This window comes from Sphingomonas tagetis (assembly GCF_024211275.1).
GTDB lineage: Bacteria > Pseudomonadota > Alphaproteobacteria > Sphingomonadales > Sphingomonadaceae > Sphingomonas > Sphingomonas tagetis.
The window spans coordinates 1-12,622 of the sequence record NZ_JAMLDX010000007.1 but is presented as its reverse complement, the minus strand read 5'-3'; the positions used below and the strand labels follow the sequence as shown (position 1 = coordinate 12,622).

Genomic DNA, 12,622 nt, shown 5'->3' with positions numbered 1-12,622 from the left:
CGCAGGTTAGCGGTCACCCGCCGGCGTGTCAGGCGAACTCTTCGGTGTCGATCTCGACCAGCGTCGCGGGCGGGTAGCGGTGGCCGGCGATCTTCTCCGGCGCGAAGATGTCGTCGAGGGTCGCGACCACGATGTCGGGCAGTGGCGCCACCGGCGTCGCGATATTCTCCGCGAGATGGTCGGGCGAGGTCGTTCCCGGGATCGTCACCACATGCGGCCCGCGCGTCATCAGCCATTGCAGGCAGAGCTGCGCGGGGGTGAGGTCCAGCGCCTCGGCGGTGTCGCGCAACTGCGCCAGCAGTTCGAGGTTGCGCGGGAAATTGCCCGGCTGGAAGCGCGGCATGAACCGGCGGATATCGCCCTCGGCCAGCGACGACACCGACGGCACGCCGCCCGCAAGGAAGCCGCGGGCGACTGGCGAGAACGCCACCAGCGCCGCGCCCAGTTCGCGCGTCGCGTCGAGCACGCCCAGCTCGACATTGCGCGACCACAAGGAATATTCGTTCTGTACTGCCGCGATCGGATGCACCGCATGCGCCCGGCGCAGCGTCGCGGCCGAGACTTCGCTGAGCCCGATGCTCAGCACCTTGCCCGCCTCGACCATCCGCGCGAGCTCGCCGACCGATTCCTCGACCGGCACCGACTTGTCCCAGCGGTGGAGGTAATAAAGGTCGATGCGATCGGTCTTGAGCCGCATCAGGCTCGCGTCGATCTGTGCGCGCAGCGTTTCCGGCTGCCCGTCGATCACGCGCTTGCCCTCGACGATGCCCATGCCGCATTTCGACGCGAGGAAATATTCGTCGCGGCGGTGACCGATCGCCTCGCCGATCAGCGTCTCGTTGCGTCCGCCGCCATAGAGCGTCGCGGTGTCGAGATGGTCGTATCCGAGATCGAGCGCTTCGTTCAGCACGCGTGCGCCCTGCTTGGGCGAGGGCGGCACGCCATAGGCATGGCTCAACACCATGCAGCCGAGCCCCGTGGGGTGAACCTCCGACGATCCCAGGCGACGCGTCATTCCGCTGCTTCCTCCGGCCAATAGAGCCGCATCGGATTGGCGACGAGCAGCTTGTGCCGCAAGTCTTCCGTCACCGCGATCTGTGGAATCACGTCGACCAGCGCGCCATCGTCGGGAATCCGCGTCTCCATATTGGGGTGGGGCCAGTCGGTGCCCCATAGCACGCGGTCGGGATAGGCTTCGACCAGCGGGCGCACCGACCGGACGAAATCGGCATAGGGCTCGCCCGCCGGATCGAGCCGGTCGGGGCAGGTGACCTTAGTCCAGATATCGTCGCGGTTGTCGAGCAGCGCGCGGAATGCGGTAATGTCCGCGCCGTCCGGCCCCTGCGTGACGTCTGGGCGGCCCATATGGTCGATTACGATGGACACCGGGATAGCGGAGAGGAACGAGCGCATTTCCTCCAAAATGTCCGCCTCGAAATAGACGACGACATGCCAGCCGAGCCGCGCGATGCGATGCGCCACGTCGAGAAACTTGTCTTTGGGCGCGTCATCGACGAGCCGTTTCAAAAAGTTGAAACGCACGCCGCGAATGCCGCCCGCATGCAGCGCGTCGAGCTCGGCGTCGCTGATCGCCGGATCGACCACGGCCACCCCGCGGCAAGTGCCGTTCGACACCGCGATGCCGTTCAGTGTCGCGCGATTGTCGGTGCCATGGCAGCTTGCCTGAACGATCACGTTGCGGCTGAAGCCCAATTTCTCGCGCAGCGCGAACAGCGCCTCGGGGCCGGCATCCTGCGGCAGATATTTGGCCTTGGCGCTGAACGGGAACGCGGCCATCGGCCCGAAGACATGGCAATGCGCATCGACGGCGCCCGGCGGCGGGGTGTAGCGCGGGGTGGACGGCCCGAGAGTCCAGCTGCGGATGCGCCCGTCTGCATCGGTGCTCATGCGAAAACCTCTCCGTCCATCAATTTGCGCGCGGTACGCAACATGCCGGCCTCGACCGGCTGGCCATCGTCGTCGAGCGTTACCACGCATTCGGTGACCCCGGTGGGATGCTCGACCCCCAGCGTCAGATTGCGTCCCTGCGGCACGCGCGCCACGGCGGCGGCGGGCGAACCCGGAATCAGGCACGCAGTGGCGACGCTGACCGCGCCGAGCACGCCGATCGAGGCATGGACGCGGTGCGGGATCAGTGATCGCACCGCGATCGCGCCGCCGTCTCTCGGCGCGGCGACCAGCATCATCTTGGGCACCGATTTTTCGGTGACGTCGCCAAGGTTCATCAGCGGTCCCGCCTTGAGCCGGATCGCTTCGACCTTGGCCTTCATCGCGGCGTCGGCGTCGAGCGTGTCGCGGTCCTCATAGCCGGTGATGCCCATGTCGGCGGCGGCGATGACGACGCACGGCATGCCATTGTCGATCATCGTGCATTCGACGCCATCGATCGTATCGACCCCGTTGCCGGTCGGCAGCAGCGCGCCGCACGACGATCCGGCGGTGTCGCGGAACGCCAGCGGGATCGGCGCGGCGGTGCCGGGCACGCCGCTGATCGCCGCATCGCCGGCATAGGCCACCTGGCTGCCGGGCGTCTGTACCGTTGCGACTGCGACCTGCCCGGTATTCTCCATGAAGATCGCGACGCGGGTCTCGTCGTCCCGCGCTTCGATCAGCCCGCGCTCGATCGCGAACGGGCCGATGCCCGCGAGGATATTGCCGCAATTCTGCGCGTCGGTGACGATCGCCTGATCGACGAACACCTGCAGGAACAGATAGTCGACATCGACACCCTCACGCGCCGACTTGCTCACCACCGCGACCTTGCTGGTCAGCGGATCGGCGCCGCCCATGCCATCGATCTGTCGCGGATCGGGCGAACCCATCACGCGCAGCAGCAAGGCGTCGCGTTCGGCGGTGTCGGCGGGCAGGTCGTCCTTGAGGAAATAGCCGCCCTTGGACGAGCCGCCACGCATCCACATGCATTTGATGCCGTCAGACATATTTGAGGCCCATCTCCTCGAGCCGCGGCCGCATATTGTAGATATCGAGGCCAAGCTCGCCCGCGGCCAGCCGCTGCCGCTTGGCTTCCTCCGCCGCCTCGCGAGCCTGCGCTTTCTCCAGCACCGACGCGGCGTCGGCACGCTTGACCACGCACACCCCGTCATCGTCGGCGACGATCACGTCACCTGCCTCGATCGCCGCGCCGGCACAGACGATCGGCACGTTGACCGACCCCAGCGTGTTCTTGACCGTGCCCTGCGCGAACACCGCTTTCGACCACACCGGAAAGCCCATCTGCGTGAGATCGCGCACGTCGCGCACGCCGGCGTCGATCACCAGCCCGCGGCAGCCACGCGCCATCGCGCTGGTCGCCAGCAGGTCGCCGAAATAGCCGTCGAAACAAGGACTTGTCGGCGCGAGGACGAGGATGTCGCCTTCCTCCAGCTGCTCGATCGCGACATGCACCATCCAGTTGTCGCCGGGTGGAGAGGAGATGGTGACGGCGCTGCCGGCGATGCGTGCGCCGGGGTAGATCGGGCGCATCTGGTGGCCGAGCAGGCCGATACGGCCCTGCGCCTCGTGCACCGTGGCGACGCCGGCGGCAGCCAAACCGTTGATAACGCTTAAGTTTGGGCGCTCGATATTCTGCACGACGACGGCCATCGGGTCCTCCGGATTCTGGGCGTTGGGTCCCCGTCCCGCGTGCGTGGGACGGAAGCCAATCCAACTTGCGCATGTGCGATAAGATTTTGCTATATTACCGTCATGATCAAGCCGTTCGATCTCAACCTCCGCCACCTGCGCGCGCTGGGCGACGTGATCGCGCAGCGCAGCCTGAACCGTGCCGCCGATGCCGCGGGGCTGTCGCAGCCTGCCTTGACGCAGGGGCTGGGCAAGCTGGAGCGGCAGCTCGGCGTGTCGCTGTTCGATCGGCATTCGGACGGCGTCACGCCGACCGCCGCGGGCGATGCGCTGGCCGAACGCGCGGACCGGGCGTTCAACGCGCTGGCCGCAGCGTCGCGGCGAACCGGCCGGGGCGGCGCTCGCGGCTTCGCGCGGCCCGAGCGACTGATGACCGCGACGCAGATAGAGGCCTTCCTGCACTTTGCCGATGCGCAGGGTTTTGCCGGCGCGGCCGCCGCGAGCGGCTTGTCGCAGCCTGCGATCCACCGCGCGGTGCGCGAACTGGAGCAAATTTGCGCCACGCCGCTGGCCGAGCGGCGGGGACGCGGGATGATGCTGACGCCGGCTGGCCGCTCGCTCGCGCGCGGGGTCCGGCTGGCCGCTGGCGAGATCGCGGCCGGCATCGCGGAAGCGCGCGGCGACGAAGGCGAGGCCGGGCGGATCGCGGTCGGCGCGATGCCGCTCAGCCGCGCGCTGTTGCTGCCGCGCGCGCTCGCGTTGTTTCTCGGCGAAGCGCCGCGCGCGGTGGTCGACGTGGTCGAAGGCTCATGGCGCGAACTCGTCGATCCGCTGCTCGACGGGGTGATCGACCTGATGGTCGGCGCGCTGCGCGAGGAAGCGCCACAGGGCGTGGAGCAGGTGCCGCTGTTCAGCGACCAGCTCGCCATCTTCGCGCGGCGCGGGCACCCGCTCGCCGGGCAGGCGCCGAACCTGGCTAAACTCGCCTCGCAGGCGTGGGTGGTGGGGCCGCACGGCACGCCGCTGCGCGCGCATTGGGAGGCGATGTTCGGCCAGGGATCCGCGCCGTCGGTGCCGGTCGAGTGCGGGTCGGTAATGGTGATCCGCGGATTGCTCGCGCAGAGCGACCTGCTGACGTTGCTCTCGCCCGATCAGGTCGCGCTCGAGGTCGAGGCCGGCATGCTCGTGCGGATTGGCCCCGACCTGCCCGACACGGTGCGCACGATCGGGATCAGCACGCGCAGCGGCTGGCGGCCGACTGCGAGCCAGGCGCGCTTCATCGACCTGCTGCACCGCGCCACGTTGGAAACCAGACTTCAGGAAAATCGATAAGTTGAAATCCAATTGGATTGGCCTGATTGCGGGTGACGCCGCTATCCGGCCAAAATCATGCAGCAACAACGCAGACAACACCGATCTTGTGATGCAGCGCGCATCGGCGTCGCGTTTGCGGTGGGCACTGACGACGCGCGATACGGCCGAGGCTGTAAATGACCGCGACGATCACCTTTGTCGGCTTTGGCGAGGGGGGGCAGGCATTCGCGCGGCCCGGCGCGCACGCCTATGACCGGAAGACGATGATCGCCGCCGATCGGCCCGGCAAGCTGGCCGACTATGACGCGGCGGGCGTCGAGGGGCATGAGACCGCGCGCGAGGCGCTGACCGGGGCGGGCGTAATCCTCTCGCTCGTAACGGCAGATCAGGCGGTGCCTGCGGCGCGCGACTATGCGCCGCTGCTGGACGCGGGGGCATTATGGCTCGACATGAACAGCGTCGCGCCGGGGACCAAGCGTGAGGCCGCCGCTGCGATCGAGGTGGCGGGCGGACGTTATGTCGATGTCGGGGTGATGGCGCCGGTGCATCCGGCGAAGCTGGGCGTACCGCTGCTGGTCGCCGGACCGCACGCCAATGCGGCGGCAGCAATGCTGCGCGATTACGGCTTCACCAAGGTCCGCGTCGCCGGGCCGAACATCGGCGATGCCTCGGCGATCAAGATGATCCGCTCGGTGATGGTCAAGGGAATCGAGGCGCTGACCGCCGAATGCGTGCTGGCGGCGGAACGCGCCGGCGTGCGCGATGCCGTGCTCGCTTCGCTCGACGCGAGCTGGAAGGAACAGGGCTGGACTGCGCGCGCCGACTATAATCTCGACCGCATGCTGGCGCACGGCACCCGCCGCGCCGCCGAGATGGAAGAGGTCGCGAAGACGCTCGAAGAACTGGGCATCGAGCCGGCGATGACGCACGGCACGATCGCACGGCAACGCGAAATCGGTGCGATGGGCGCGGTGCCGCCCGAAGGATTGGCGGCGAAGCTCGCCATCATCGAAAACACACGAGAGGAACAGGCCGCGTGATCATCGACTGTCATGGCCATTATACGGTGCTGCCCAAGGGCCACGATGCCTGGCGCGAGGAACAGAAGGCGGCGTTCAAGGCCGGCACCACGCCGCCGCCTTACCCCGAGATCAGTGACGACGAGATTCGCGAGACGATCGAGGCGAACCAGCTGCGCTTGATCAAGGAGCGCGGCGCGGACCTGACGATCTTCTCGCCGCGCGCCTCGGCGATGGCGCCGCATGTCGGCGACGAGGCGGTCGCGAAGGAATGGGCGATCCGCTGCAACGATCTGATCGCGCGCGTTGTTGGCCTGTTCCCCGAGACCTTCGTCGGCGTGTGCATGCTGCCGCAATCGCCCAAGGCCGACATGTCGAACTCGATCGCGGAGCTCGAGCGCTGTGTAACCGAGCTGGGCTTCATCGGCTGCAACCTCAACCCCGATCCGGGCGGCGGGCATTTCACCCATCCGCCGCTGACCGACCGTTACTGGTATCCTTTCTACGAGAAGATGGTCGAGCTGGACGTGCCGGCGATGATCCACGTCTCGGGCAGCTGCAATCCTGCGATGCACGCGACTGGCGGCTATTATATCGCGGCCGACACGGTGGCGTTCATGCAGCTGCTGGAGGGCGACCTGTTCGCCGATTTCCCGACGCTCAAATTCATCATCCCGCATGGCGGCGGCGCGGTGCCCTATCATTGGGGGCGCTATCGCGGCCTTGCCGACATGCTCAAGAAGCCGGCGCTCGACACGCATCTGATGAACAACATCTTCTTCGACACCTGCGTCTATCACCAGCCGGGCATCGACCTGCTGGCCGATGTGATCGAGAACAAGAATATTCTGTTCGGCAGCGAGATGGTCGGTGCGGTGCGCGGGATCGACCCGACCACCGGGCAGTATTTCGATGACACCAAGCGCTATGTCGACGCGCTGGACATCAGCGATGCCGAGCGTTCCGCGATCTTTGAAGGCAATGCGCGGCGGGTGTTCCCGCGGCTCGACGCCAGGCTGAAGGCGCGCGGGCTGTGACCGCGCCGCGCGATATCCACGAATATCTCGCCGAGATGGAGGATATCCCCGGCACGCGCGTATTCACCGCCGCGCGGGCGCGCCAGGGCTATCATCTCAACCAGTTCGCGATGAGCCTGATGAAGCCCGAGAATCGTGAGCGGTGGAAGGCGGATGAAGCCGCATATCTCGAACATTGGCAGCTGACGCCGGAGCAGAAGGCCGCGGTGCTGGCGCGCGATTACAACGCGCTGCTCGATCTGGGTGGGAACATCTATTTCCTGTCCAAGGTGTTCTCGACCGACGGCCTCAGCTTCCTTCAGGCGGTGAGCACGATGACCGGCGTCTCGGTCGAGGATTATTCGGCGATGATGAACGCCGGCGGCCGCTCGCCCGTGGGGCAACGTTCCAAGAAGGAGGCGCGCTGATGGCCCGCATTACCGCCGGGGTCGCATCGAGCCACGTCCCGTTGCTCGGCGTCGCGCATGATTTCGGGAAGGACCGCGACGATTATTTCAGCCCGATCTTCGCCGGCTACGACTGGACGCGGCAATGGGAGAAGGCGGAGAAGCCGGATGTGGTCGTGCTGGTCTATAACGACCATGCCTCGGCGTTCGACATGAAGATCATCCCGACCTTCGCGATCGGCTGCGGCGAACGTTACAAGCCGGCCGACGAAGGCTGGGGGCCGCGCAAGGTGCCAGATGTGATCGGGCATCCCGACCTTGCCTGGCATATCGCGCAGAGCCTGATCCTCGACGAGTTCGACATGACCATCATCAACGAGATGGACGTCGATCACGGGCTGACCGTGCCGCTGTCGATGATGTTCGGCGACGTGCCCGAATGGCCGTGCAAGGTGATCCCGCTGGCGGTCAACGTCGTCACCTATCCGCCGCCCTCGGGCAATCGCTGCTGGGCCTTGGGCGAGGCGATCGCGCGCGCGGTGGCGAGCTTCCCCGAGGATCTGAACGTGCAGGTTTGGGGAACCGGGGGCATGAGCCACCAGTTGCAGGGGCCGCGCGCGGGGCTGATCAATGCCGAGTGGGACAATGACTTTCTCGACGGGCTGATCGGCGACACCGACCGGCTGCGCCATATCCCGCATATCGAATATCTTCGCGAGACCGGCAGCGAAGGCATCGAGATGGTGATGTGGCTGATCATGCGCGGCGCGCTGGGCAAGCGCACTGCCGCGCTGCACCGGCATTATCATGTACCGTGCAGCAACACCGCGATCGGCCACATGGTGCTGCGTCCCGACAATGGCGAGGGGCTGGACATGACGGGCAGCGGCCACGCGCTCGCCGCCGAATGAATTTCCGAGACTGGAGACTGACATGAAGATCGCACTCGCGGGCGCCGGCGCATTCGGCGAAAAGCATCTCGATGGCCTCAAGAATATCGACGGCGTCGAGGTGATTTCGGTCGTCGGGCGGCGGCTGGAGCCGACGCAGGCGGTGGCCGACAAATATGGCATCGCGCACGCCACCACCGAGCTGGCCGAGGCGCTGGAGCAGCCGGGCCTCGACGCGGTGATCCTGTGCACGCCGACCCAGATGCACGCCGCCCAGGCGATGCAATGCATGGATGCCGGCAAGCATGTGCAGGTCGAGATCCCGCTCGCCGACAGCCTGGCCGATGCCGAGGCGGTGCTGGCCAAGAGCCAGGAAACCGGCCTTACCTGCATGGTCGGGCACACGCGGCGGTTCAACCCGAGCCACCAGTACATCCACGACAAGATCGTGGCGGGCGAGCTGAACATCCAGCAGATGGACGTCCAGACCTATTTCTTCCGCCGCAAGAACATGAACGCCAAGGGCGAGGCGCGGTCGTGGACCGATCATCTGCTGTGGCATCATGCCGCGCATACCGTGGACCTGTTCGCCTGGCAGGCCGGGCCGATCGTCGCGGCGAACGCCATCGAGGGGCCGCATCATCCCGAACTCGGCATCGCGATGGACATGTCGATCCAGCTCAAGGCGCAGAGCGGGGCGATCTGCACGCTCTCGCTCAGCTTCAACAATGACGGGCCGCTCGGCACCTTCTTCCGCTATATCGGCGACAACGGCACCTGGATCGCGCGCTACGACGATCTGGTGACCGGCAAGGAAGAGCCGATCGATCTGTCGGGCGTGGCGGTGTCGAGCAACGGCATCGAATTGCAGGACCGCGAGTTCATCGCAGCGATCCGCGAAGGCCGCGAGCCCAATTCGAGCGTGGCGCAGGTGCTGCCCTGCTACCGCGTGCTCGACGCGCTCGAGAAGCAGCTGGAAGCGGCAAGGTGAAGACTCAAGTCGCGATCATCGGGGCGGGACCATCGGGGCTGCTGCTCGGTCATCTGCTCAAACAGGCGGGCGTCGAGTGCGTCGTCGTCGAACGGCAATCGCGCGACTATGTGCTGGGGCGGATCCGCGCGGGCGTGCTGGAGACGGTGACCACCGGGTTGATGACCAAGCTCGGCATCGACAGCCGAATGAATGCCGAGGGGCTGATCGAGCAGGGCTTCAACCTCGCCACCAACGACCGGCTGATCCGCATCGACATCACTGCGCTGACCGGCAAGCATGTCACGGTCTATGGCCAGACTGAGCTGACTCGCGACCTGATGGACGCGGCGCCCGAGCGCGGGCTGGAGATCGTGTTCGAGGCGAAGGACGTTGCGATTCACGGCGTCGAAGGCGATGCGCCCTGCCTGACCTTCGTGAAGGACGGGGTGGAACAGCGGCTGGACTGCGCGTTCGTGGCGGGCTGTGACGGCTTTCACGGGCCGTCGCGCAAGGCGATCCCGGCCTCGGCGGTGCGCGAATATAGCCAGGAATATCCGTTCGGCTGGCTCGGCATCCTGGCCGATGTGCCGCCGTGCCATGACGAGCTGATCTATGCCAATACCGATCGCGGGTTCGCGCTGGCGTCGATGCGCTCTAAGACGCGCAGCCGCTATTATATTCAGGTGCCGCTGACCGACCGGATCGAGGACTGGAGCGAGGACCGGCTGTGGGACGAGCTCGCGGTGCGCTTCGATCCGATCAGCAGCCACGGCGTGACGCGGGGCAAGGCGCTGGAGATGTCGATCGCGCCGCTGCGCTCCTACGTGTTCGAGACGATGCGGCACGAGCGGCTGTTCCTCGCCGGGGACAGCGCGCATATCGTGCCGCCGACCGGGGCCAAGGGGCTGAATCTGGCGGCTTCGGACGTGGCCTATCTGTCAGATGCGCTGATCGCGTTCTTCACCGGCGGCGACGAGGACGGGCTGGCCGGTTACGAGGCCAGGGCGCTGGCGCGGATCTGGAAGGCCGAGCGGTTCAGCTGGCAGCTGACCAAGCTGATGCACCGCTTCCCTGAGGACGGTGCGTTCGAGCATCGCATGCAGGCCGCCGAGCTGGACTATGTCGCGAGCTCGACCGCGATGCAGACCGCGATCGCGGAGAATTATGTAGGGCTGCCGCTGTAGCCACGATCCCGTATTGAGCCCATCGCGCTTCCCAGAGAACGAACGCAGGTCCAAACGGATGGACTAGAGGCGGTTTTGGGCGCGCAAGTGTCTCGATCGCGTGCTGTTGAGCGCGAGATCAGCCCGACACTGGTCAGAGCCACGCGATTTCCGCCATGCGAACCCTACGGATTGCTCGGCTTAAGATCGACAGGGCCACTCGACTGAGCCTTTTGTTCAGTTTGGGTCTCTGCGCGGTCAGTTGCCGATTGCTCGTTACGCAGAGCAGATCGGAAATACCAATTTTTCATCTGCTGACGGTCAAGGTTGGCGACGAGCGGCCCTGTGAAGCTCGCGGATTTTGCTTTCAGCAGCCGCTCCCTCTTGTCGGCGCTTGCCGACGCCTGGAGAGCGTCAAACTGCGAAACTTTGTTGGCCGCCTTCTGCGCTTCTGTCCGCTTCCAGCCTGCCTCCGCGCGTGCCTTAGCGGCAGCCTCCCCTTCTTTTGCGATGGCCTTGCGCAATGATGCGGCTTCCTGGACGAGCTGCGATATCTCTCGCCGATACTGATCCGACATAATTGTCCCGCTGTACCACGTGACGGCTCACCCTCAATCGGAGAGGCGGCCATTCGGTATCGATCACACGGCGCATGGCGGCGCGTGAAACGCCGACGTGCTGACTGACATCGCGCCCAGCAGCCAAACCCCGGGATGTGCGCAGTTGCCTGACTTTGTGAGCACGAGGGGGGGCACCTTTAGGTTTAGAACTGCTGGTTTGCCGCACTTCGGGCGAAAGTCTGTTTAACCGATTCCAAAATAGCTTTGTCTCGTGGCAGGGCAACATATGAGTTGGGCGGTGCCAACGACGCTTGGGGTGGCGGAAAGCCAGTATGCGTTTCCCCCAATACGGAAATCGTCGCCTGAGTAATAGCGACAGGCCTTTCGGGTGCGCTGGGCTTGAATCTGATCCGCATTCTTCCCCCTGGCGTGGAGTTGATCCATATTGGTGAACTGCCGGCCTTGGGGATCCAGTACCCATAAATTTGAACCGGCGCTCGCGCGATGGAGGCGAACGATGTCTACTGACGATGCGGCCTATTATCGAAAACGTGCAAGCCAAGAGCGCGAAAAAGCTGCCACGTGCGAGGACAACGCCATTGCTCTAGCCCATCTGCAACTGGCCGACGAGTATGACCAGCGCGCGCAGATCGAGTCCTCAACACCGCCTGACTTTTGCGATTGATGCCAAAGTCGCCCGAAGAGAGGGCTGCTGAAGCCGGCAATCACTGGTCCAACCCTCTGCCACCCGCAAAGGTGACATCACCGATCCGGCCCGGGAGCCAAGGCGTCGGGCGAATGTCCATGGCGGCGCCGGTGGCGAGCAATGAGAGCCTTACCTAGGGATCAGAATTTTCCGCGTCGTTCCGCCGGAAGCGGCGCTCTGGCGCGAATGCCGTTTGATTTGGCACTCTAGGCCTGTCCAAGTGCTGTCGAAACGTGAGCCAGCGGCATTCGGCGCATCAGGAACGGAGTAAGGATCTTCGGCTACGTCACGATCCACTTAAACTTGTAACGCCCAACCTTTCAGTGCCCGAATGGTGGGCAAGCCTGTACTCGGCACCTGTCTTGCCAGTAACAGGCCGCCTATCTATCTCTTACATCGGCAAATATCCAACCTTTCGCCCGAAAAATGGGCGTCCTCGAATCGGAGTTTGGAATTCGCGAAACGCACATTGTCGATCGTCGCCGTGGACGCATGAATGCGGACGCCGCGCCCTTGCGTAGTCCGCAGGGAGTACCGGGCGCGTCAGCATTCCTAAATATGTGAAGTGGCCGCGCGGCTATCGCCGCACGGCGGCCTCGAGCTCGGCGAGGCGCTCAGAACAGACCTCATGCACGGCGCTGCCAAGCTCCTCGACGCGGGCACCGAGCCAGATCAACTCTTCCTCGCTGATGCGGTAATGCTTGGAGTAACGCGCCTTCACATAGGCGTCCTTGAGCTTCTCGAACATCGCCCGCTCCCGGCGGGTGGCCGCTGGCCAGATGCCGTGCAACCGGTGGTCGAGCCGCTCGGCCTGCGTGCGCAGAAATGCGAGATTGTGGACATGAGGCGTTTATGCCGAGCGCGCAACTATGCCGAGCGGGCGCAGGATCACGCGGTTTTCGTGGGGCTTTGAGGTAGTCGGCTCGGCATAGTTTTACGGTCCTGCCATGGGCCGTTGGCGGCGTCACGTC

The 12,622-nt window shown here is 65.3% G+C and carries 13 protein-coding genes and 1 pseudogene; 8 read left to right on the top strand and 6 right to left on the bottom strand.

Translation table 11 applies throughout. The annotated features are described in order from the left end of the window. Positions 1-28: 28 nt before the first annotated feature. From M9978_RS10505 to ligK, 4 genes are read right to left on the bottom strand one after another with little or no spacing between them, the layout of a single operon-like run. The gene (locus M9978_RS10505) at positions 29-1,015 is read right to left on the bottom strand and encodes an aldo/keto reductase (RefSeq protein WP_254292996.1); all 987 of its coding nucleotides are present in this window, start codon (positions 1,013-1,015) and stop codon (positions 29-31) included. Continuing rightward, a complete protein-coding gene (locus M9978_RS10500) occupies positions 1,012-1,908 on the bottom strand; it encodes an amidohydrolase family protein (protein WP_254292995.1) in 897 nt (298 codons plus the stop codon). The genes M9978_RS10505 and M9978_RS10500 overlap by 4 nt, the downstream gene beginning before the upstream one ends. Continuing rightward, positions 1,905-2,960 carry a 4-oxalomesaconate tautomerase gene (locus tag M9978_RS10495; RefSeq protein WP_254292994.1) on the bottom strand — a complete coding sequence of 352 codons (1,056 nt, stop codon included), beginning with the start codon at positions 2,958-2,960 and terminating at the stop codon, positions 1,905-1,907. Before M9978_RS10495 ends, M9978_RS10500 begins: the two co-directional genes overlap by 4 nt. Next, entirely contained in the window at positions 2,953-3,624 is a 672-nt protein-coding gene (ligK, locus tag M9978_RS10490; protein ID WP_254292993.1) for a 4-carboxy-4-hydroxy-2-oxoadipate aldolase/oxaloacetate decarboxylase, read from the bottom strand. The genes M9978_RS10495 and ligK overlap by 8 nt, the downstream gene beginning before the upstream one ends. 102 nt (positions 3,625-3,726) lie before the next feature. Here ligK and M9978_RS10485 point away from each other — a divergent pair, with 102 nt between their 5' ends. From M9978_RS10485 to pobA, 7 genes are all read left to right on the top strand, one after another. Continuing rightward, positions 3,727-4,935: a LysR family transcriptional regulator gene (locus M9978_RS10485; RefSeq protein ID WP_254292992.1), complete on the top strand. Its 1,209-nt coding sequence runs from the start codon at positions 3,727-3,729 to the stop codon at positions 4,933-4,935. Between the two features lie 158 nt (positions 4,936-5,093). Further along, positions 5,094-5,957, top strand: coding sequence for an NAD(P)-dependent oxidoreductase (locus M9978_RS10480; protein ID WP_254292991.1), 864 nt, complete (start codon positions 5,094-5,096; stop codon positions 5,955-5,957). Next, on the top strand, positions 5,954-6,973 hold the full coding sequence (locus tag M9978_RS10475; protein WP_254292990.1) for an amidohydrolase family protein: 1,020 nt from the start codon (positions 5,954-5,956) through the stop codon (positions 6,971-6,973). Before M9978_RS10480 ends, M9978_RS10475 begins: the two co-directional genes overlap by 4 nt. After that, positions 6,970-7,380, top strand: coding sequence for a protocatechuate 4,5-dioxygenase subunit alpha (gene ligA / locus M9978_RS10470; protein WP_367305072.1), 411 nt, complete (start codon positions 6,970-6,972; stop codon positions 7,378-7,380). Before M9978_RS10475 ends, ligA begins: the two co-directional genes overlap by 4 nt. Further along, positions 7,380-8,270, top strand: a complete 891-nt coding sequence (locus M9978_RS10465; protein ID WP_254292989.1) for a class III extradiol dioxygenase subunit beta — start codon at positions 7,380-7,382, stop codon at positions 8,268-8,270. The genes ligA and M9978_RS10465 overlap by 1 nt, the downstream gene beginning before the upstream one ends. Positions 8,271-8,292: 22 nt before the next feature. Beyond that, positions 8,293-9,240 (top strand): Gfo/Idh/MocA family oxidoreductase, encoded by a 948-nt coding sequence (locus M9978_RS10460; RefSeq protein ID WP_254292988.1) that lies wholly within the window; start codon positions 8,293-8,295, stop codon positions 9,238-9,240. Next, positions 9,237-10,406, top strand: a complete 1,170-nt coding sequence (gene pobA, locus M9978_RS10455; RefSeq protein ID WP_254292987.1) for a 4-hydroxybenzoate 3-monooxygenase — start codon at positions 9,237-9,239, stop codon at positions 10,404-10,406. The genes M9978_RS10460 and pobA overlap by 4 nt, the downstream gene beginning before the upstream one ends. Before the next feature lie 164 nt (positions 10,407-10,570). Here pobA and M9978_RS10450 read toward each other — a convergent pair whose 3' ends face one another. Then, positions 10,571-10,963 (bottom strand): hypothetical protein, encoded by a 393-nt coding sequence (locus tag M9978_RS10450; protein ID WP_254292986.1) that lies wholly within the window; start codon positions 10,961-10,963, stop codon positions 10,571-10,573. A 499-nt stretch (positions 10,964-11,462) separates the two neighbouring features. Here M9978_RS10450 and M9978_RS10445 point away from each other — a divergent pair, with 499 nt between their 5' ends. Continuing rightward, complete coding sequence (locus tag M9978_RS10445) at positions 11,463-11,630, top strand: hypothetical protein (protein ID WP_254292985.1); 168 nt, start codon at positions 11,463-11,465, stop codon at positions 11,628-11,630. Positions 11,631-12,228: 598 nt separating this feature from the next. Here M9978_RS10445 and M9978_RS10440 read toward each other — a convergent pair. Next, positions 12,229-12,501, bottom strand: a pseudogene (locus tag M9978_RS10440) (HEPN domain-containing protein); the annotation flags it as partial. Positions 12,502-12,622 lie beyond the last annotated feature (121 nt).